We start from the raw sequence: 22,481 nt of genomic DNA, 5'->3' as shown, positions 1-22,481 counted from the left end.
GGGGAACCGACATTTCCAGCTGACTCCTAACTTAGTAGTCCGACGGCAAACATGGCCCGGATATGCAAGCAGCCGCGGGCGTCCCGCCCATCCCGCCGGAAGATAAAGTCAGGGCAGTCGCAGACAGGGCCGTATCTGGTCAGGGCCACGTCGAAGATGGATTCCTTACGACTCAGCCGGAACGCCCTGGAGACGGCGTCGTCTTGAGAGTCGATGGGCCGGACTCCGTAGTGAAGCCCGTTGATCGTGAGTGTGAGCCGGCATCGACCCGGTCGGTTTGGCGGAGTGAGGTCATCATCCATGCTTGGGTCATTTCTCCACGGAAGGCCGCGAGCGAGGCGGACGCCTCGCGTCAGGACGCCTGCTTGAGCGCCTCCAGGGCGATCCGCTTCGTATCGTCGAAGAAGTCTTCACGCTGCATCCACTCCAGGTAGTCCGGCTTGGCCTGAGCGATGTCGTTCAGCGACCTCCCCTTGTACTTACCCCGGATCAGCACGATTACGCCGTCCTCATCCTTCCCGAACATCCCGCCCATATCCATGGCACTCGGGTCGTTACAGTGCCCGTGGAGACCGTCCACCGTACTGGGGAGGTCGTGATAGCGCGCGACCTGAGCATCGAGGATTGCCGCCGTCGCAAGCACGTCCGCCGCCGCCCCGTGTGCCCCCTCGTGTTCGAGGCCGCAATAAAACCGGAAGGCGGCCGTCAGATCCCTGGGCTCCCGCCCGTGGTAAATCTTGCAGGCGTCGATGACCTTCCGTCCGGCGACCGTGAACCCGAGTCCGACCCGGTTGTACTCGGCAACAAGCAACTTCAGGTCGTAGTTGAGGACGTTAAAGCCGGCCAGGTCGCATCCATCAAGGAATCTGGTCAGGCTCGGGGCGATCCCCCGGAAAGACGGCATGTCGGCCACGTCATCGTCTGTGATCCCATGAATCGCCGTTGCTTCAGGCGGTATGGGCACGCCGGGGTTCACCCGCCGGGTCCGATGATCGGCGTCACCACCGGGGAACAGCTTCAACACGCTGATCTCAATGATCCGGTCGATTTTCGTGTCGATCCCGGTCGTTTCAAGGTCGATCACGGCCAGGGGGCGTTCCAATCGGATGTTCTTGAGCATGATCCCTCCGGGCGTCTGTCCTCTCTTGAAGATGTTCGGTTTCTCGCCCGTCGAAATCCCAGGATTCTTCAGCAGAGTTCTTGGCTCACCCTCCCGGTTGCTCTCACGGTATCGGTTATCTCTCTCATCCAGGAATTGGTTTTCGTTCACCTCGATGATCGTCAAACTCGAAACAACCTGCTCGCAAACGGTTAGCGCTCTCTCGAACCTCGACGGACTGCTCCAGCAACGAGTTGGGCATCCACGAGGTTGTCATTGCCACATCGGCGGCGTCTCGGCCCACGGCGATCGGGATCAAGGCGGGGCGGACCCCTTCGAATGTGGCATCCAGGTTATGCCAGACTCCGCTCAAGTAGACCTGCACGAAGCCATGAAAGTCGGGCGGGTCGAGCCCCAGCGCATACCCTGATGCGTAGCGGGCCGGAATGTCCAGGGCCCGGCAAAAGGAAATCACCAGATGAGCGAAGTCCCGGCAGACGCCGATCCGCTCAGTGGCCGTGTCAATCGCCGAGGTCATGGAGTTCGTCGCCCCGTAGCGATACTCGACGTGCCGCCGCACCCACTCGTTGATCGCCAGCACCCGCCTTCCCCCCGGGGCAATCTTACGGAATTCGTCGTTAGCCATCCGAGTGAGCAGGTCCGACTGGCAGAACCGAGACGGCAACAAATAAATCATCGCCTCGGCCGGTAACTCCTGGGGCAAATGCTCGATGGCATCCGGCGGCAGGGGCGCGTTTGCGGCAACCTCGACGGTGGCTCTGAATTCGTAGGTGAACCGCCCTTTGGGGGCGACGAGGTGGCGTTGCGGATTGCCGTAGAGATCGCGCCGCAGTTCGCAAGAGGTTGTGGGCGAAGTGAAGAGACACTCGTACTCAACTCTGTGATCGGGGCCCTGGAGCGGAGGCTCAACCATCAAATACAGGTAGGTCTCGGCCGTCAATTCGTAGGTCGCGACGGCCCGCAAGCTCAGCAACATGGACGATCCCTTTCCGACATTTCGATGATTTGCTTCGACAGTCTACCTCCCGTTCGAGACGTCGGTCTGATCAGACCCAGCGATCGATAAAGGGGCGCCGAACGAATTTCGTACGGGCATCCCCACCAAGACTTACCAGCGCCATCCGCTTTGCCCGCGCAATCCGAACCACGATCGCGTCCTCTCCGCCACATCGAGACCTGGGCACGCGTCTGGAGCAGGTTCAGACGAGTTTGTAGGCGCGCGTTTCATCGATCAGTTGGCCCAGCCACTCCAGGTACGGCGTCCCACCCGTCCCCCTCGGATCAACAACCCAACGAGAAATATATTCTCGAGCAAACCCCAAATGCGTTTCACGGAACACAGCCAAGGCCTCCAGCGCCTCGTTGAACAGGCTGCGGTCGACCAAGTCGCGGACCGACGGGATCGTCGCGATTCGCTCGAGGAAGGCTCGGTGGTCGGCCGGCATGTACCGGCGCATGTCTGCCAAGTGGTCGGTCAGTTGCGTCGGCTTGTGTGGGATTTTGAGGAAAGCCACCAGTGCCGGCACGACACTACTCTGGGCGCCGGTCTCGCCACGGTGGTCAAACGGAGCCATGTCCACTCCCTCGTAAACCACCCCCTCGAAGAACCTGATATAGGGGCGGAACGTTTTATAGTAGAGGGCTGGGTCCATCTTCTCGGGGATCCGTCGGAGCACCCGCACCTGCTCCCAGATCGCCCCAATCACTCCCTGCATCGCCGCATCAAGGCTCGGCCGATCGACGGCGATGACAGCCTTCTCCGCATCAAGGAACGCCGCCAGCAGGCGCGCGGCGATCGCCTCGATCTCGACATGCACGAGAATGAACCAGTGCTCGTCATAAAGCTTCACGAAGTTTTGGACGGTCTCAATATTGCCCAGCGCGATCGGTCCGGCCGGGTCGAACCGCTTCCAATTGAACAGGGCGTAGCCGTCATAACTGAGGATCGGCGGACGCTTCAACCGAGCACAGACGTCGCAGAGCGGGACGGCAAGGTTGGTGGGCAGGTTTCTCACCGGCTCGGCGCCGACCTGATTGACATAGGCGGAGGCGAGAAAGCCCAGCCGGACATAATAGAGTTGGAGTACCGGGAGCGCCGGATCACGATCGGGCAGGGGGGGGATCCTCAGTCCCCGGGCGTACGACCGAAAACCAGGTTCCTCGAGCAGGCTCGGCAAGTTGTCCCCCAGCTCATCCAAGGGAGCGAACTCAGAGTCATCCCCGAAACAATTGAGAGGGTCCTCGGCTGGTAAAAACCCATGCGTGGCGAATTGTGCGTCCGATATCATGCTGACGACCTCTTCGTGTACCATGCGAAAGCCGTACGCGACGACGAGCTCAGCCGCTACACGAATCATTCGTCCGAGGTCGCGAATTGGCAAAGGGTCGAGCAAACTCGGCCAGCCTCACGAGCGTGCTCTCTGAGAGTTTCGTATCGTCGCTGCAATGGATTCCACCCTCCCTAAAAAGTACGTATGATCTCCCTCTGGCTGCAGAGTGGGGTGATATGGCGAAATGGTGTGAGGGCAGACTCGAATATCTGGTTAGCGAAAGCGGTGGAGCCGCCCCTATCCTTTTTCCTGGTTCCCTGGCTAAGTTTGTGGAAGACTTCGCGGAATCAGCGGGTCGTTCGCCGGGGTGGAGAGCGGAACTTTGGACATGGCAGAAAAGGGAAGTCAGGGACATTCCCACGCTCATGGTGGGAGCCTCTTCACGCGGATGCGCGAGGCGATGGGGACGGTGTACGGGGATATCGGGACATCCGTACTCTACACCCTCATGGAAATCACCAGGGAGACGGTCGCCCTCAAGCATCATGCCCACGGCGAAGAACTGGCGACTCTCCTCGAGTCGGGCGGTGATCTCGTCACTCGTGCGGAAGCGCTCGGTGGATTTAGCCTCGTCTTCTGGGCCCTCATCTTCCTGACGATCAAGTACGACCTGATCATCATGCGGGCCGACAACCGCGGCGAGGGGGGGACGTTCGCCCTCTGGGCGCTCCTTAAAGGCGCAACAGCGAAGGTCTTCGGGATCACGCTCCTCGGCTACCTCGTGGTCGCGGCGGCAGGGCTCCTCGCCGCCGACGGCGTCATTACCCCGCCGATCAGTATGCTGGGTGCCTACGAGCCGCTCGGGGAACATTGGGCGGTGGCGGCGACGCTGGTCAGCCTGTTCATCCTCTTCAAGCCACAATGGCGCGGCACGAGCCAGGTGGGGGGCCTCTTCGGCTGGTTCATGATGCTGATCTGGTTCCCCTGGATCGCCTTGAAGGGCCTCCCTTGGATTTTTCGGAATCCCGAGGTCTTTCTGGCGGTTAACCCAACATACGCAGTCCGCTTCCTGGCGAGTTTCCCCCAGATCGGCCTCTTCGTGATCCTCGGTGTCGTCGTCCTGGCCATCACGGGGGGCGAAGCGAAGTATGCCGATATCGGCCACTTCGCACGCAGGGGAGAGAACGAAGTCCATGACGGGCAGAGCATCAACCCGGCCTATTCGGGCCGGCGTCCCGTGATGTTCTCTTGGTTTTATCTCGTCCTGCCTTGCCTGCTGCTGAACTACGCCGGGCAGGTTGGCTACCTGCTTGAGCGAGGGGTCCCGCCTCGCGCCAATACATTCTACGCCCTCACACCGAAAACGGGCGACCCAAGTGTCGATCAGATCATCCTGGCCGTCGATATGGTCATCTCCGCCATCGCGGCGTTCATCGCCGCGCAGGCGTTGATCACAGGGATGTTCTCCATCGTCAAGCAGGCGATTGCACTCGGTTTTTGCCCGCGGTTCGAGGTCAAGTTCACCAGCCGGGAGGCGGAGGGGCAGGTTTATATCCCGGCGATCAACTGGACCATGTTCCTTGGCTGCGTCATGATCACCCTCGCGTTCCGCACCGCGGGCAACCTGGCCGCGGCGTATGGAATCGCGGTAACCGGCACTATGGGGATCACGACGCTTGCCTTCGGGTATGTGGCGCACTACCGATGGGGATGGCGGCTCTGGAAAGTGCTGGCTGTTTGCACGCCGATCATGGTGGTCGACCTGCTCTTCTTCGTCAGTAACCTTCTCAAGTTCACGCACGGTGGCTACTACCCGGTGGCGATCGCCACCGTACTCGTCACCATCATGCTCACCTGGCAGTGGGGAAGGGCCGAGCTGGCGAAAGCGTTCTTCGCCTTCGGTGTCGAGGGCGGCAAGAAAATGAGCTGGCTCGTCGCCCTCCGTGAGAAGGTCGATGAGATTCAGCTCTCGATCGACGAGAACCTGCCGCTGGCGCGGACCCTTGTGCAGGGAAGACGCAGGCTCGTCGAGACCGATCGTGCCTTCGTCTTCCTCTGTTCGCGTCCGATCCGCGACCTTGACGAATACGTGCCCGTGGCGATGCGCGTCTTCCTCAAGAAATTCGGCGTGCTCCCGTCCCACGTCACGCTCTTCCACGTCAAACAACTCTCGGTGGCCGAGGCCGACCTGGGAAATAGCCGGTTCGAGGTGATCGACCTCGGTCGGCATATCGTCTCGGTGATCGGAACCTACGGCTACATGGAGCAGCCCGACATTCGCGGAGCGCTCCGCGAGCTCCAGGCCAATGGGGAAATCGACATCTCCTCCGATCGCTGGATCATCGAAACCGGTGAGGAAGACATCATCACCCGCGATGATCTTCCCTTCCTCAGGTGGCTGCGAATTATGTTCTTCCGGGTCATCCTCCGCCTCTCCACCCCGGCGCACAAGTTCCTCGGTCTCGGCTACGACGCCGCCGTCTCGAAGGAAATCATCCCGGTCGTCTTTAACCGGGTCGGTGTGAAGGTGACCCTCCCCGAGTTGGAGATCATCGAAACCGAGCAGACGCTCAAACCGGTTCAGGTGTGAATTCCAAAAAGTTCACACCTCCTGAGAGTGTTCTCACCATTCGAGTCGTCGTCTGCAGCGAGGGAAATCGAATTAAGCGCGGCTCGACGGTGTGGACCACCTAAAGCCCGAGGCGATCCATGAGAAGGTTGTTGGCGTCAGCGAACTTCTTGGGTCTTCCCCGTCTGCATCCGACGGCGCAGCGGCTGATCGTAGCCGCTGTCCTCGCCTGGACCGACATGGCCACCGCACAGGAAATCACCTTCCGGTTACCTGAAGACGACCCGGACCAGAACTCCGATGTGATCCGTTCGGTCGCCTATTCCCCCGACGGCTCACTGCTCGCCGTCGGCTACGGCCGGTTCACCGGACTGCTGCAAAAGTCACGCCCAGGGCAAGCCGTCGTCTGGGACACGCGATCCGGCAAACGAAAGATCACCGTCAGAGGGCAATCGGACGGGGTCTGCTCGGTGTCGTTCTCACCAGACGGGAGCCTCTTAGCGATTGCCGAGTATCCGGGAATCATCAGGCTCTGCGGCATCCCGAGCGGCCGAGTCAGACTGACGATCAAGGCCCCCGCTTGGACCCCCGGTTCGATTGCATTCAGCCCCGACGGAAAATGGCTTGCGGCGGGGCTATGGACCGGCGGGAAGGACGGTGTCGAGCCTCCTGGAAACGACGTCGTGATTTGGGACGTGGCGACCGGCAACCCATCTCCCACTCTGAAGGGTCATACCGCCGGGGTTAGCGCCGTGGCGTTCAGCCCCGATGGCAAACTCTTGCTCAGCGGCGGCGGGGACGGAGTTGCCAAGGTCTGGGAGGTTGCCAGCGGCCGGGTGCGAGCGACTCTGAGGTTCCCCTCCCTCCTCAAACAGCTCGGGGAGAATGACGCGATCAGCGTCGATTCGGTCGCGTTCTCCCCCGACGGCCGAACGTTCATCACGTCGGCCGGGGTGTCGCAAACGTCCCAGAAGCCCGAAGGCGTCGGCGAGGTGACGATCTGGAACGCCACGAATGACCAGAGAGTCGCGACGCTCCAAGGCTTTGCCGGAATGGCGAGGCAGGTCGTGTTCAGCCCGGCCGGGAAATGCCTGGCAACGACGAGTAACGACGGGACAATCCGATTTTGGGACTCAACAACGTTTCGGATGATCGGGGAGCTGAAGGGGTGGGGACCGATCGCGTTTTCACCCGACGGCCGGGATTTGGTTTCGAGTAACGATGAGCCGACGCTGATCCTCAGGAGAGTGGCGGCGGCAATCCAGCGTTAGGATCGCAACGCCGATTGAAGCGGGAATGATGACCGGGCCGGCCGTGCTACTGAGGACGCATGGGACCAGCCCACATGCCTTCGCCGAACCCGTTTCGCCCTCCGTCAACGCGAGCGGCCATGGCATCATCGTCAGCCTAATAATTCCCGTAGGGCGGGCACGGCCCACCAGCTTAACTTCTGTTTTGGCAAGGAGATCGGGATGGCAGGCCGTGCCCACCCCACGGGAAAAATCGGATTCTGGCCGCCAACCAATCGCAAATCGTTGATAAGTTCATGACGGGTTAAGCGAAGCTTTGCGTGGGCCGGTGCCCCCCCACGGGGATCGCTGGCCCCACGCTGATGCCAAGAGCAGGCATGACGAAGTCGATAGAAATCGGGTTCGGCGAAACTTGGCTCCAGCCTCGTCACAGCACTTTCCAATCGAAGCCGGTTGCTTCCCTTCTTCACTCGGGATGCAGCGAGAACGAACTCCGCCTTAGAGTTCGACTTTCCGGAGACGCAACGAGTTGAGGATGACCGAAACCGAGCTCAAAGTCATCGCCGCACTGGCGATCATCGGGCTGAGGAGGATCCCGAAGAACGGATAGAGAACACCCGCCGCGATGGGAACCCCAAGCACGTTATAAAGAAATGCAAACACCAGGTTTTGACGAATATTTCGCATCGTCACCCGGCTCAGCTTTCTAGCTCGTTCGATCCCACTCAAGTCTCCCTTGATGAGTGTCACCGCAGCACTCTCCATGGCGACGTCCGTACCCGTGCCCATGGCAATCCCGACCTGAGCTTGTGCGAGCGCCGGGGCGTCATTGATGCCGTCGCCCGCCATCGCGACCACCCGGCCCTCGGCCTGGAGTCGCTTAATGGCCTCGGCTTTCTGCTCGGGGAGCACTTCGGCCCGGACGTCGTCGAGCCCCAGTTTTTTGGCTACGGCTTGAGCGGTCGTCCGGCTATCTCCGGTCAGCATCACGACGCGCAGGCCATCGGCATGCAACGCCTTCACTGCAGCCGCCGCGGATTCCTTGATTGGATCGGCAAGTCCGAGGAAGCCGATCACGCGTTGATCGACAGCGACGAAGACGGCGGTTTCGCCCTCGAGGCGATGGCTCTCGGCCTGGTCCTGGAACGCCCCACCGTCGATGCCAAGCTCGGCGAGCAGCTTCAGTGTCCCGATCGCGACCGGATGGCCGTCGACAGAACCGATGACACCATGACCCGTGAGCGAGCGGAAATCAGTCGCCTCGGAGAGCGTCAGCTTCCGCTCCTTGGCTGCATCGACGACGGCCGCCGCAAGCGGATGCTCGCTCCCACGTTCGAGGCTCGCAGCCAGCCGAAGGAGTTCCGACTCGTCCTGGCCCTCGGCCGCGACGACGGAAACGACGCGGGGCTTGCCCACGGTCAGGGTCCCGGTCTTGTCGACCACAACCGTGTCGACTTTCTCCAACCCCTCTAGCGCCTCGGCGTTCTTGATCAGGACGCCGGCCGTGGCCCCGCGTCCCGTGCCAACCATGATCGACATCGGCGTCGCAAGTCCGAGCGCACAGGGGCAGGCGATGATCAGCACCGCGACGGCATTCACCAAGGCGTAGGCAAGCCTGGGCTCCGGCCCCACAGTGGCCCAGACGACGAAGCTCAGAACCGAGATGAGCAACACGATCGGCACGAAGTAGGAGGAAACCACATCGGCCAGACGTTGGATCGGAGCGCGGGTGCGTTGCGCCTCGCCGACCATGCGAACGATCTGCGCCAGCATCGTTTCCGAACCAACACGCTCGGCCTGCATGATCACGCTACCCGTGCCATTCACCGTCCCGCCGATGAGTTTGTCGCCAGCCCCTTTCTCGACGGGGATCGGCTCACCGGTGACCATCGACTCGTCGACGGTGGTCGTACCTTCGAGAATCGAGCCGTCGACAGGAACCTTTTCACCGGGACGGAGACGCAGGCGATCACCGACATGCACGTGCTCGATCGGCACGTCAGCCTCATGGCCGTCAGCCTCAAGCCGCCGGGCGGTCTTGGGCACGAGACCGAGGAGGGCCTTAAGGGCGCTACTGGTCTGGCTCCGCGCCCTGAGCTCGAGCACCTGGCCGAGGAGCACCAGGGTCGTGATCACCGCGGCCGCCTCGTAATAGACCGGCACCGTCCCCCCATGGCCACGGAACGAGTGCGGGATCAGGTGCGGAAAGAGCGTAGCGACAATGCTATAGAGGTACGCCGTCCCTGTCCCGATCGCAATGAGCGTGAACATGTTCAGATTGCGAGAAACGAGCGAGGCCCAACCACGCTCGAAAAACGGCTTTCCTCCCCAGACAACGACTGGAGTCGCAAGCGCGAGCTGAATCCAAAGCAAGGCTTGTCCGGAAATAAAGGGGCGACCAAGGACCATCTCCCCCATCGCGATCACGAGCAACGGCAAGGCGAGGGCGAGGCAGATCCAAAAGCGACGGCTCATCTCAATGAGCTCGAGGTTCGGCCCTTCCTCAAGCGAGGGATCGAGCGGTTCAAGCGCCATGCCACACTTCGGGCAGCTCCCCGGTCCCTCCTGGACGATCTCCGGGTGCATCGGGCAGGTGTAGAGCGTCCCGCTTGGAAGTGTCTCAGCCCTGTGGTGAGCCATACCTCCGGGCCCTTGGCTCAAGACCCGAGCCGGGTCGGCGCGGAACTTCTTCAGGCACCCCTTGCTGCAGAAGAAATAAGTCTGCCCCTCGAAGTCGAACGAACCGGCCGCCCGGTCGGGGTCGACGTCCATCCCGCAGACGGGGTCCTCGACGGTTCGGTCGGACTTCGCCTCGTGCGAGCAGCACGAGTGGCCCCCGCCGTCAAGAACGGGCATCGAAATAACCGGTAACACAGGGGGCGTCAGGTATTTCGCGGGGTCGCTCTCAAACTTTTGCTTGCATGAACCCGAGCAAAAGTAGTAGGTCTTACCTGCATGCTCACTCTTGCCCGCCGCGGTGGTTGGGTCGATGTTCATACCGCACACGGGGTCGGTCACGGTCTTGCTTTCAGGAACGGCGTTCGTCTCCATCGTCTCCTCCTTCGCGTTTAGGGCCGATGTCACGCTTATTTCAAGAAGCGGGCAAGCACGGTTCGGAGCTCATCGACGAGTTGCTCGTTCGTCATTGGCTCGGCTTGAGCGTGCTCCTTGCCCGTACCATGGCCAAGAACGCAGCATTCGATGTGTTGACTCAAAAGCTCGATCCCCAACGCATCGAGTGCGGAACGGACCGCGGCGATCTGGTTGAGGATGTCAACGCAGTAGCGTTCCTCCTCGACCATGCGCTGGATCCCAGCCACCTGTCCCGCGATCCGGTTCACCCTTGATTTGATCTTTGGCGACACCCCACCGCTCATTTTTGCTCCTCCATATACCCCCACAGGGTAAATAAACAATATACCCGCAGGGGGTATAATGTCAATCCCCAGTGCTCAATCCGAGGGCCCGATTCGAGCCAGGGCCGCCGTTGTTACTTGCCATCGGGGTGGGGTAGAGCCACAAGCAGAGTCAACTTGCGCCAGGGACGATTCGCTTTGGTCCTGGGGCCACGAACGACCCGCCCAATAACGCACAAAACAATTCAAGCTATTGCATTTCAATATGCGTTTATCGTTGCAACCTGCAGCCCCAGCAGGAGGGTGGAGTGTCGTCACGAACAAAAACAACGACCCGCCACATAGCGAGGAATCCCCCTCGTTCCCACGGTCCCCCGTGGGAATGCCGACCCGAAGCTCCGCGTCGTCTGGCCCTCGAAAGCCGAGGACGCAGAGCGCCCCAGCCTTCATTCCCACGGGGGACCGTGGGAACGAGGGGCGAGAGGCTTCCTCGCCCGGTATCGGGCGTTGAAAAAAAGATAGGAACGACGGGAGGATGCAGTTCGTTGGGAGAGCGACCCGGTAACAGCCCAGTGTTGCGGTCGCTGAACCGCGGCCACCCAACTCACCTTGTCTTCAGGAATGGGCTTACGACTCGGTTCCGGGAACCGTGTCGAACAGCCCGACGTGGTGAATCTTCCGCCACTGCCACTTCTTCACCGCGAAGTAGAGGACCGGCAGAAAAACATCGATGACCTCATCCGCGATTAGGAGCCCGCCCAGGACGGGCGCGGCCATCGGCCGGATGACTTCGGAGCCGACGCCACTGGCCCATAGCATCGGTGCGATCGAGATGATCGTCGTGCCTTCCGTGAGCAACTTCGGTCGGAGTCGGTGGATCGCCCCTTCGAGAATCGCCTCCTTCAGCTCGGCGATCGACCCGATGCCCTCGAGCCCGCCGCGTTCTTCGATGGCTTCTCTCAGATAGACGAGCATGACGATACCGGTTTCGGTCGCCATGCCGAAGCAGGCGATGTAGCCGACCCAGACCGCGACACTGAAGTTGAAGCCGAAGAGCCACTGGAACATGGCTCCTCCCGCAAGTGCGCCGAGCACGCTCGTCATCATCAGGCCGGCGTCGATCCAGCTCTTGTAGGTGAGGTAGAGGATCAGCACGATGACCGCGATGACGGCAGGGAAGACGATCTGCAACGTCTTTCGCGTCTTGAGCTCGTTCTCGAACTGCCCCGACCATTCGACGTACATCCCTTGCGGAAGCTTCACCTGATCCGCAACAACCCGCCTGGCTTCCTCGACGAAGCCGACTTCGTCCCGGCCGGTGACCGTGAGCTGAACGTAGGCCCGGAGCAGGCCATTCTCACTCTTGATCATCGACGGCCCTTCCACGACACGGACGGTTGCCACCTCGGAGAGAGGCACCTGGACCGGCGGAGCAACGGTTCCTGACGCGGCGGCAGCCGCAGAGGCGTCGCTCATGCCCATTCCGCCGAGGCCATCCGCGCCCGAGGCGCCTGTCGCCCCGCGTGCGGTGATCAGCGTGTTCTTGAGGGCCTCCTCATCGGTCCGAAAATCGCGGGCGTAGCGAACGCGGACGGGAAAGCGCCGTCGTCCCTCGACGGTCATCGTAAGCGGCTTCCCCCCCATGGCGACCTCAACCACATCCTGGATGTCACCGACCTGAATCCCGTAGCGGGCGGCTTTCTTGCGATCGATATCGACCTCGACGTAGCCCTTCCCGACGATCTGGTCGGGCACCACGCCGTTCGCTCCACGCACGCCGCGGAGAACCTCGGCGATCTCCTGGCTGACGCGCTGGATCTCATCGAGATTGTCGCCGAAGACCTTCACACCCACGGGAGTTCGCACGCCCGTGGCGAGCATTTCGATGCGATTGATGATCGGTTGCGTGAAGATGTTTCCCCAACCGGGAACCTGGAGCGCAGTGCCCATCTCGTCAACGAGGTCCTGCTTGGACTTCTGCCAGAGGAAGAGCCGGTCGCTGAACGGTTTCTCGAGGGTGGCCCGCAGGGTGGGAAGCTCGTCGGGATCGGGCTTCCGGATCGTGAGCTGCTTCGCGTCCGCCCGGGTCGTCAGTTCCTCGAGTGCGGCCCAGGTACCGGCCCCGACGGCCCGGTCGAAAAGCTCCCAGTTGAGCGACTTCATCCGCGCCTTGAGCTTCTCCTCATGGACGATGACCAGCCGCTCGGTGATTCGCGTGAAGAGAGTCTCCTTGCTCTTGCCGAGGAGGTCCCCCACAGCATCCGTGGCCTGTTCCCAAGGACTGGGATCGGGCGCGAGGAGGTTTGGATGCTCCTTGAGAACGCCCAGGTGGATGAGCTGTTTCGAGGCATCCTTCACGAGTGCGGTCACGTCGTCGAACTGAATCTCGAGCGCGAGCCGCTCGCCGTGGAGGGTGCCGAGGGACTTTGCAAGTTCATTCCGTTCCGTCTCGGTGAGCTCGCGACGGATGAGGGCCGGGGCCACTCGATCGAGGAGCGAATCGACGGCCGCTTCCGCGAGCTGGCCGCCAAGCACAGGCCGGTGTTCCTTGAGTCGCATCAAAGCCAGGTCCCGGAGCGTCACATCGACCCGGCTGACGACCTCCATGGCCGTTTCGTTCAAGAAGGCATCCCGCTCCTCCTTTGTGGCCGGGGGCTTCAGGATCCCCTTCGCCTCGAGGGCGGCGAGTGCGGCCTGGGTCTGGATCAGGGCGTCATCGAATTTGAGTTTTCGCTTCGGCCAGACTCCGCGGTCCTGGAGGTTGATGATCGTCTCGACCATATCGAGCGGCGAGGGGTCGGTCGCTGTCTCGGCACGGCCCGCCTTCCCGACCACCATCAGCACCTCGGGAAAGCTGCGAAGTACGGCGTCACGAGCCTTCAAATCCTGCGTGGCCTGCGTCACCGACATCCGCGGCACGCTGGTCGGCATGTCGAGGATCGACCCCTCGTCCAGCGGCGGCATGAACTCGCTCCCGAGCCTGGTCGAAGCAAGATAGCCCAAGCCAAGGATGCAGACGAAGAGCCAGCAGACAAGCGTTGTCCGATCCATCAGCCAGGAGAGCATCGGCTTGAAGATCGTGATCATCGTCCGCACCAGCCAGCTATCGTCCTCGGACTTGATCCGCCCCTTGAGGAAGATGGGGATGAGAGCCGGGACAAGCGTGATCGCGAGAATCGCCACACCAATCAGCGCGAAGGTTTTGGTCCAGGCGAGCGGGTGGAACATCTTCCCGGAACGGCCAGTCAGGGCAAACACAGGCAAGAATGAAACGATGGTGATCAGAACCGAGAAGAAAATCGGACGACCGACCGTACGGCAGGCCGGGATGATGACGTCGAGCACATTCCCCGTGACGCGCCTGGTCCCGAACCTGCGAGTGAGGTGATGGGCTGCGTTCTCCGTCATCACGACCGCCTGGTCCTCGAGAATGCCGACCGAGATCGCGATTCCAGCGAGGCTCATGATGTTCGATGGGATCCCGAACATCTTCATCAGCAGAAAGCTGAACAGGATCGCCAGGGGGAGCGTGATCGAAACCACGAACGCGCCGCCCAGGTGCCCCATGATGAGGACGATCATCACTGTGGAAATGATGATCTCTTCCTTGACCGTGTCCGAGACCGTCTCGAGCGCTTTATTGATCAGCGGCGTGCGGTCATAGAAAGGGACGATGCGAACCCCTTCCGGGAGCCCGGCGCTGAGGGTCGTGATCTTCTCCTTCACCCTGCGAGTAACCTCGAGCGGGTTCTCGCCGAACCGCATCATCACGACGCCGCCAACCACTTCCCTGCCATCCTTTTCGAGCACGCTCCGCTTGAACCCCGGGCCCATCTGGACCGAGGCGATTGTCCGCAAATCGATGGGGACGCCCCCACGCTGAGCGACGACCGTATCCTTCAGATCCTCGAGGTTTTTGATCCAGCCAACCGAGCGGATGAGATACTCGGCGTTCCCCTTGTGGATGACCCGGCCACCCACGGCCGAGTTCGAGCGCTGGACGGCGGCATAGACCTCGCCCAGGCTGATGCCATAGGAACGGAGCCGGTTCGGGTCGAGATCGATCTGGTACTCGCGCGGAGCACCGCCGACCGATGCGACCTCAGCCACGCCCGGAACGGAGTTCAACTGATAACGGACGTACCAGTCCTGGATGGCGCGGAGTTCGCCGAGGTCGGAGTTCTCCCCCTCGACGGTGTACCAGAAGATCTGGCCGACGGCCGTGGCGTCGGGCGCCATGTAAGGGGTGACGCCTTGCGGAAGTTCGGGAGCGACGGTCGCCAGCCGTTCGAGTACGCGCTGGCGAGCGAAGTAGTAGTCGGTCGAGTCGTCGAAGATGACGTTGATCATCGAGAAGTTGAATTCGCTCGATGAGCGAACCACCTTCACGCCAGCAAGTCCCTGGAGCTTCGTCGTGAGTGGATAAGTGACCTGGTCTTCAATCTCTTGCGGGCTCCGGCCCATCCAGTCGGTGAAGACGATCACCTGGTTCTCGGACTGATCCGGTATCGCATCCACCGGCATCGTCATCAGCGCACGAAAGCCTGCGATCCCCACCACGATGGCCGCGAGAATCACGAGGAAGCGGTTCCGGATCGACCACTCGATGATCCCTTCGATCATGGACCGACATCCTCTCTCAATGCCTGTGGACAGAAGCCGCGGGAGCGGCGGCCGACCGGGTCGAGTGATTCGGCTTGGAGGCCGCCTTCGGATTCAGCCGATTCTCGGCATCGATCAAGAAGGCCCCCGAGGTGGCCACGGACTCACCGGGTGAGAGGCCGTCGAGCACGGGGTAGCGGTCCCCCGAGATCGGACCAAGCACCACTTCGCGTCCTTCGAAGACGCCGGGGTCCGACTCGACATAAACGATCTTCCTCGTTCCCGAGTCGACGACCGCAGACTCGGGAACCGTGAGCACCGAATCCTTCGGCGCTGGGGCAAGCCGGGCGAGGTACTTGACCGGCTCCTCTTTGAGTTTCGCCGCGCACCCCTCACAGCAGATCCAGAGGTTCCGGCCCTCAACCTCGATGGGGAGAGGTTCGCCCATCGAGCCAAGCTTGGCTCTGGTCACGAGGCAGATCTTCTGCTCGTCGACCGAAAGGCTCAACTTTCGGGCCATCCCCGCGGCTGGACGTGAGACGATCCTGTTGCGAAACGCCGGAGTGTCTGCAACCGGGGTCCGGAGCGTGACGGTGGCGAACATTCCCGGGCGAAGGCGAAAGTCCGCGTTCTCCAGGTCGTAACGAACTGTGACCGTGCGCGTTTGCGGATTCAAGACTGGGTCGATGAACGCGACCTTCCCCGAGAAGACCTCGCCCGGGTAGGCCTCAACGGTCGCTTCCACGGACTGTCCGATGCGAACGAGTGAGAACTGATTCTCGAAGACTTGTGCTTTGACCCAAACGTGCGTGAGGTCGGCGATCTCGAACATCGCCTGACCTTCATTGACATATTCTCCCTCAACGACGTTCTTACGAATGACCACCCCGCCAATGGGAGCGAGGATCGGCAAATGAAAGTCCGCCTTGCCATCACGAAGGATCTGGTCGACCTGGGCCTGGGTAATCCCCCAGAGCTTGAGCTTCTGGCCCGAGAACTGGACCAGTTCACTCGGATCGCCCATGACCGAGCGACCGAGCGTCGTCTGCATCCGCGGTTGCTTTTGCATCGAGTGTTGATTGAGGAGGAGTTCCTGAATCGCCTGATACAACTCCGGGCTATACATCTCCGCGAGCGGTTCACCCGCCTTCACCTCGGTACCGGTAAAGTTCACGAAGAGCTTGTCGACCCGGGCCATACCCTTGGTCTTCGACGAAATCCGCTTCAACCGCCGCTCGTCAACCTCGACCGAGCCTACGGTCATCATCGTTTCGGAAAGCGGGGCGTAGCTCACTTCGCTCGTCAGCACCCCGGCCTGGGCCACTCTGAAGGGAGCAAGCGAGACCCGTGCGAGTACGCCCGCGGGGAGCGTCTCCTTCTCCCCTTTCTTCCGTTTAGAAAGCGGCATGCCGCAGATCGGACACGAGCCGGGTTCGGATTGAATGACCGTCGGGTGCATCGGGCAAAAGTATTCGGTGTCAGACGCCGCGACGTGCGACTCGCCCGGCGGACGGGTCCACTTCTCGTAGTGATTCCAGAGGGTGTCCCAGTAGGCGAAGACCAGACCCGTGGCGGCCATCAAGGCGACGAAGCGGAGCCTGAGCTCGACGACCTTCACCACCATGCGAAACTTCTGCCAGCGGGTCAGTTGGGGCGCATTCTCCGCGGGCAGGACGGATCGGGCGGAGGCCCCGGGAACACCCTGGTCGGGCTGACCGGAAGGTCCATGACCGGACATGATCGGAACTCCTCCCTAGGCTTGAGCTCATACCCAAGCGGCGAGTCTCTTGCGTGCGTCAATCACGAAAATCGATGGGAACGGAGTGTCGTTCTGGTCGAGCGGACGCCTGATACGCACGACGCCATACTGGCGCAGCGCAAAGTCGCCACTCGCAGAAGAGAGCTCAGATCAGGAAGTGTGATGTCCGAAGGTAGAGCGGAAACCGGAGCGGGCTCTCATTCGGATTCAGAACCGGCTGGTGCAACTGCGAGAGCCGGACCGTCAGAGTGATGACGGCCAAGGTTTTGCAACTCTGGACTTCGTCGCGTCCGCTGGTCGACGGTTGCGCAGGGCGTTCTGAGGGAGCGGCGGGCTCGCTTGCCCGGCATTCGCACGACGGCAGCGTCGCCTGAGGGTTCAGCCGTGCGGGAGCGGAGGTAATCGCGACCGCCAGCGAAGGTTCGTCCGACGATGGCAAAGTCTCGACCTTGCCACAGCAGCCGCACTCGTTCGACGGGCGACTTGCACAGCATGCCTGGGACGCCGATGACGACTTCGTCATCGTGCAGGCCGAGGCGACGTCCGCAAACGACAGCATTCCCATGATCGCCACAAAGGCAACCAGGATGATGTTCGTATTCGAGCGTCGGGTAGTCATGACCTACAATCGATATGGAAAAGTCAGTGGATTGTACGAGTTCACCTTATTCTACAACGCAGTCGACTTGGGAACAAGTTCGACAGTCGTCCCTCGAATCTTGAGCCTGGCCGACTCCGACGATGACCCACCTCGCAGGATTCGCTGGGCAGGGTCAGCACGTTCAGAGCGAGTTTCCATTCCACTCCGCTCGGGATTCCCCCCAACCCAAAAAATCAATACAGGCGAGCGAGTCGATTCAGCCGATACACGATGGGAGACTCCATCGATCGCGGCGTTGCCGATTGCGCCAAGGGTCCGCGAATCGATCGCAGAGGGAAGGGTCTGGCTATGCTCCGACTTTGGCGCCAAGCTTCGATTGCACTCCTCCTCTTTAATTTGGTTGGTTGCGTCCATCCACTCCCTCTCGTGGAATATGGGGAAGTGGTCGCCCAGGTCCATGCCACCGCGCATCGTCCTCCGGAATCGATCCGGCCAGACGACCCCATGGCCCGGGCACTAGATCCTGCCCCGGTCCCTCCTGGTCTCAGCGGCGAACAGCCTGTTGATGTCTACATTTGCCATGCACTGGCCGAGAATCGCGGGGTGCAGGCCGCGCGGTTCAACCTGCTCGCCATGAAGCAGCGCATTCCTCAGGAAACCGCACTCGAAGACCCGATGGTGCAGAACACCATCTGGCCGTTCCCGAGCAACTCACCTCAATATTCGCTCATGGGTTACATGCCCTACGAGTTGATGATTACCCAGCAGTTCCCCTGGTTTGGGACGCTCAAGCTCCGCGGCCAGGCGGCGGAGCAGGAAGCAAAAGCAGCCTTTTACGAATTGCTCGCCGCCCAGCTCGAAGTCGTCTCGCGGGTGAAGCGGGCTTACTACAATATTTACTTCAACCAACGGGCCGAGCTGATCCTGGCCGACAACCAGAAGCTCGCCGAGGATTTCGTCGTCCTCGCCCGGGAGCGACTCAAGTCGGGCACGACAACGCTCCAGGACGTGCTTCGCGCCCAGAACATCGTCACCGACGTGGAGAGCGAACTGGTTACCGTTCGCCAGGAGCTCGCGGGGGCGAAAGCCGCCCTTGCCCGGCAACTTCACGTCAGCCCCGAGGCAGATTTACGGGCGCTTTCGGAAATGCCCATCGCCCAGGTCCCCGCCCAGGTCGAGATGCTCTACCGGCTCGCAGCCGCGGCCCGTCCCGAGTTGCAGGGCAGACTCGCGGCAGTCGCCCGCGACGAGCGGCAGGTTGAGATTGCCAGGAAACGGTACTACCCGAATATCACCGCGGGCCTCGCCTACGGCATGATGACCCGGGTGAACAGCATGTCCTCCATGGCCGACGGGCGGGACAACGTCGGCTTCGTTGTCGGGTTCAACCTGCCCATCTACCAACAGAAGATTGCAGCCGGGGTGAGCGAAGCCAAAGCCCGAGCCATCGCCGACTCCCGGCGTTACGACGACCTCAGAGATGAAACCTACGAAGAAGTCAAGGAATTCTATCTCGAAGCCAAAGCCCGGCGTGATGTCCTCGAACTGTTCCGGACCAAGTACTTACCTCGGGCCGAAAACGTGCTGGAACTTGCGACGAACGATTACCGGGTCGGGAATCAGGACTTCCTCACTCTGATCACCGGACTCAGAGAACTGCTCGCCGTCCGACTTCAGATCGCTCGACTGGAATCCGAACTGGGCAAGGCGCTTGCCTCGCTCGAACGAATCGTCGGCGTCCAGCTCAACGAACACCCGCCCACAGCCATCGCGGCGCCAACCGAGCCCGTCGCAATCCCGCCTCAGCAACCGCCGCTACCGGCGGCCGGAGCCGGGCCGTTCGCCCCTGAAGCGGTGACCACGGAGCCAAGAGGGTCGGACGCCCCCAATCCTTGATCATCGAGGGGAGGGAACGCTCCGAGGCACGATCAGCTACCGGGTTCGCGTGTCGGTGGACTATGGTCACCAACCTGTCTCTCGCTCCGCCGACGCGGAATCCGCATGCGGGATCGCACTTTCGCCTGGATTCTCCGGAGCATCGCGGACGTCGAGCCAGAGCAGTACGAGACTCAGGCCGGTTGCAATCACAAGCAGCCACTCGCCCGGCTTGTTCCACCAGGTGAGCAGGCCTCCTCCAGAAAATACAACGGCCACCGCGAGAATGACCAGCGAGAGCCAGCGGTGGAATCGGCCTACGTCGGACTCATGAAATTCAATGAGCGTACGATAGACATGGCGTCCTTCATCATGCGGAGTGCAAAAACTCTTGAGCACACATTCATTACATGTAGAAGCAGGCGCTTTGTAGATCGCCAACTTGTTCCGATCATCGAAGGTCTGCAGGGTCAGTAACTCCCCTTGCGGGCACTCGTACCGATCGAGCTCGGCATCGTAGGCAAATCCTGTATGGGCATGTCGCTGGGCGCGATGAAAGTGGGCCCTGGCCAAGAGTTCCAGGACCCAACCGCTGATCCAGAGAATGAGCACGTACGCCAGGAGCAAGACGAGGGTCAGGTCGAAGGCGAAACCCCACACGTTCACGGTAGGTAGCATCGAACGCGCTCCCTCCTTTTGGGGATCGATTCGGTCGTTCCGCTCATGCTTACTCGATGGTCCCGGCCGGAGTGATCTCGGTATAGAGAGTGGCTTCGAGGGCCGAGCCGGTCTGATCCAACGGGGCCTCGCTCTTCCGCGTTCGCAGGGCGACTTTGAGCGTCAGCCAGACCAACGGGGCCGAGCCGGCCATGAACACCACGTCGCCTGGCATCCGCGCCCAGGAGAGCCACGGATAATTTTTGAACCACTCGGTGCGGGCATGCCAGTAGCCATTCGTCACCACGTCGCCAAGTTGCAGGACACCCAACGGGAACAAGTGCCCGAGGATCATCAACATCAAGCCGATGTTGGTCGCCCAGAAAGAGAAGCGGACCAGCCCCTCACTCCAGTCCTCGGGCCTGGCCAGGTATCGCGTGCAGAAGACCAGCAAGGCCAGGGCCAGCATGCCGTACACGCCCATGAAGGCCGCATGGCCATGGTTCGAGGTGAGCAGGGTCCCGATCTCGTAGTAACTCACCACCGGCAGGTTGATCAGGAATCCGAAGACACCCGCGCCGAGGAAATTCCAGAATCCGACCGAGGCCAGAAAGAGGACCGCGTAACGGTGTGGGAAGACCGTCCCCCCCACGGCCTGCTGGCGACTCCCGAGCTGGAGGAAGGACCAGGCCTCGACGGTCAACAATGTCAGCGGAATCACCTCGGCCGCCGAGAAGAACGCTCCAAGCGCCATCTCCACCGCGGGTCCGCCGCTGAAGTAGCAGTGGTGGAGCGTCCCGACGACACCGCCGATCGAGTAGAGCATCACGTCGAAGTAGATCAGTCGTGTCGCCGATCGCTCCGAGACGATTCCCATCAGCACGAAAATCAGGGCGACCAGCATCGTAGTGAACAGTTCCAGGAAGTCCTCAACCCAGAGGTGGACGACCCAGAACCGCCAGAAGTCGCCAATCGCGAACGTGGATTGGGTGTGGGTCAAGAGCCCGACGGCGTAGAAAGCCGGTATCGAGAGTGAGCTGTAGAGAAAGAGCCAGGGGAGGTTGCCCCGGCTCTCGATGGCCAGGCGGGGCCGAAGGCCGCGGTAGACGATGACAACCCAGAGCACCATCCCAACGATGAGCAGGTACATCCAGAACCTGCCAAGTTCCAGGTATTCCCATCCCTGCGCCCCGAAGAACGACCGGAGGCCGCGAGGCAGGTGATTATGATAGCTCAAGTATTCGCCGCCCAGGCTACCGAACACGACCACGGCAAGCGCACCGAGAAGCAAAGTCGCGAGCACCCCCTGGCCGCGAGGCTCGCGGCCCGCAATCAGGGGCGCGAGGAAGATCCCGGCGGCCAGGTAGGCTGTGGCCACGAAGAAAATCGCCATCTGGAGATGCCAGGTCCGCGTCAGGTTGTAGGGGAGCCACTTCGGCAGATCGATCCCGAAGAAGCCGCCAGCCTCGACCATGTAATGCACGGTGGCGCCGCCGACCAGGTTCTGGAGCAGGAAGAGCGCGGCCACAACCAGGAAGAACCAGGCGGTCACACGTTGAGCGGGCGTCAGTGCAACGGAGGACGGCGGCACGAAGCGCACCTGCTTCTCTTCGGTCTCGTGCCAGCCGATCACCCGAGCATGGCGGCCGTAGAGACCCAGGGCCAATCCGCTGCCCCCCAGGAGCGTCACCAGTGACAGGGTGCTCCACATGATCGCATCGCCCGTGAGCGTGTTACCGACCAACTCCTCGGGGGGCCAGTTGTTCGTGTAGGAGTAGGTCTTGCCCGGCCGCCGAGCCACACCCGTCCACGCCGTCCACGCGATGAAGGAGGTGATCGCGCGCGTGTCGGCGGCGTCGGTAATCATGTTGGCCTTCAGGCCCTCGCCGCTCGTCTTTCGACTGTACATTAACTCGCCAAAGTGAGCATGGATCTCATCGAACGCCGAGACCTGGCCCTCGGTCCAGATCAGGGTCCCCGTCTTGGGGTCGTAGCGATTCGCCTGGAGTTCACGCAGAGTCCGCCCCCGGGCCGCCTCGTCATCGCCGTACCGCTTATTCATATGCGCTGCCATTCGGTGCAAGTAGTCGGCCGTGAAGTCAGGGCCGAGGTACGCGCCGTGGCCATATACGGTGCCGAACTGCATCAATCCATAGGTCAGGAATTGCTCCTGCCCGTCGAGGATTTGCTGCTTCGTGAACAAGACCTTTCCCGCCTCGTCCACAATCTGCTCCGGGATCGGCGCATGGTCCTGGTAGATCCGGATCGCCGAGAAGCTCAGGATCGAGAATCCGATGATGAACGTCAGGATCGATCCCTGCAACCAGAGCGGCGAGACCGTCATGGAACGGCGATCATTCATCTTATTTGATCCTATTTAGCGGAAAAGCAGGCGGTCGAGATCTGTAAGCCTCGTGGCGAT

General features: G+C 61.4%; 14 protein-coding genes. 3 read left to right on the top strand and 11 right to left on the bottom strand.

All coding sequences use genetic code 11. The features are described from left to right. Positions 1-26 precede the first annotated feature (26 nt). The 4 genes from V5E97_RS33440 to V5E97_RS33425 form a co-directional block, all read right to left on the bottom strand. Positions 27-302: a hypothetical protein gene (locus V5E97_RS33440; protein ID WP_406695873.1), complete on the bottom strand. Its 276-nt coding sequence runs from the start codon at positions 300-302 to the stop codon at positions 27-29. Between the two features lie 50 nt (positions 303-352). Further along, positions 353-1,120, bottom strand: a complete 768-nt coding sequence (locus V5E97_RS33435) for an exonuclease domain-containing protein (RefSeq protein ID WP_406695872.1) — start codon at positions 1,118-1,120, stop codon at positions 353-355. 124 nt (positions 1,121-1,244) lie between these two features. Continuing rightward, a complete protein-coding gene (locus V5E97_RS33430) occupies positions 1,245-2,096 on the bottom strand; it encodes a transglutaminase-like domain-containing protein (protein ID WP_406695871.1) in 852 nt (283 codons plus the stop codon). A 223-nt stretch (positions 2,097-2,319) separates the two neighbouring features. Beyond that, a complete protein-coding gene (locus V5E97_RS33425) occupies positions 2,320-3,408 on the bottom strand; it encodes a PrnB family protein (protein ID WP_406695870.1) in 1,089 nt (362 codons plus the stop codon). Between the two features lie 370 nt (positions 3,409-3,778). Between V5E97_RS33425 and V5E97_RS33420 the strand changes: the two genes are divergently transcribed. After that, complete coding sequence (locus V5E97_RS33420; protein WP_406695869.1) at positions 3,779-5,980, top strand: KUP/HAK/KT family potassium transporter; 2,202 nt, start codon at positions 3,779-3,781, stop codon at positions 5,978-5,980. A 119-nt stretch (positions 5,981-6,099) separates the two neighbouring features. Beyond that, complete coding sequence (locus tag V5E97_RS33415) at positions 6,100-7,230, top strand: WD40 repeat domain-containing protein (RefSeq protein WP_406695868.1); 1,131 nt, start codon at positions 6,100-6,102, stop codon at positions 7,228-7,230. Positions 7,231-7,707: 477 nt separating this feature from the next. Here V5E97_RS33415 and V5E97_RS33410 read toward each other — a convergent pair whose 3' ends face one another. The 5 genes from V5E97_RS33410 to V5E97_RS33390 all read right to left on the bottom strand — a co-directional run bounded on the left by V5E97_RS33410 (position 7,708) and on the right by V5E97_RS33390 (position 17,545). Then, positions 7,708-10,260, bottom strand: a complete 2,553-nt coding sequence (locus V5E97_RS33410) for a heavy metal translocating P-type ATPase (RefSeq protein ID WP_406695867.1) — start codon at positions 10,258-10,260, stop codon at positions 7,708-7,710. A 35-nt stretch (positions 10,261-10,295) separates the two neighbouring features. Next, positions 10,296-10,586 carry a metal-sensitive transcriptional regulator gene (locus V5E97_RS33405; RefSeq protein WP_406695866.1) on the bottom strand — a complete coding sequence of 97 codons (291 nt, stop codon included), beginning with the start codon at positions 10,584-10,586 and terminating at the stop codon, positions 10,296-10,298. Between the two features lie 606 nt (positions 10,587-11,192). Beyond that, on the bottom strand, positions 11,193-15,188 hold the full coding sequence (locus tag V5E97_RS33400; RefSeq protein ID WP_406695865.1) for an efflux RND transporter permease subunit: 3,996 nt from the start codon (positions 15,186-15,188) through the stop codon (positions 11,193-11,195). A 16-nt stretch (positions 15,189-15,204) separates the two neighbouring features. Beyond that, positions 15,205-16,905, bottom strand: coding sequence for a heavy metal-binding domain-containing protein (locus tag V5E97_RS33395; protein WP_406695864.1), 1,701 nt, complete (start codon positions 16,903-16,905; stop codon positions 15,205-15,207). 166 nt (positions 16,906-17,071) lie between these two features. After that, positions 17,072-17,545, bottom strand: a complete 474-nt coding sequence (locus V5E97_RS33390) for a hypothetical protein (protein WP_406695863.1) — start codon at positions 17,543-17,545, stop codon at positions 17,072-17,074. A gap of 486 nt (positions 17,546-18,031) precedes the next feature. Between V5E97_RS33390 and V5E97_RS33385 the strand changes: the two genes are divergently transcribed. After that, positions 18,032-19,423, top strand: coding sequence for a TolC family protein (locus V5E97_RS33385; protein ID WP_406695862.1), 1,392 nt, complete (start codon positions 18,032-18,034; stop codon positions 19,421-19,423). 66 nt (positions 19,424-19,489) lie between these two features. Here V5E97_RS33385 and V5E97_RS33380 read toward each other — a convergent pair whose 3' ends face one another. Both V5E97_RS33380 and V5E97_RS33375 read right to left on the bottom strand, forming a co-directional pair. Continuing rightward, complete coding sequence (locus V5E97_RS33380) at positions 19,490-20,080, bottom strand: hypothetical protein (RefSeq protein ID WP_406695861.1); 591 nt, start codon at positions 20,078-20,080, stop codon at positions 19,490-19,492. A 49-nt stretch (positions 20,081-20,129) separates the two neighbouring features. Next, entirely contained in the window at positions 20,130-22,421 is a 2,292-nt protein-coding gene (locus V5E97_RS33375) for a nitric-oxide reductase large subunit (protein WP_406695860.1), read from the bottom strand. Positions 22,422-22,481: the final 60 nt, after the last annotated feature.

This window comes from Singulisphaera photorubra (genome assembly GCF_045290345.1).
GTDB lineage: Bacteria > Planctomycetota > Planctomycetia > Isosphaerales > Isosphaeraceae > Singulisphaera.
Note: the sequence above shows the minus strand (reverse complement) of the source record. Positions and strands in the feature narration are given on the sequence as shown.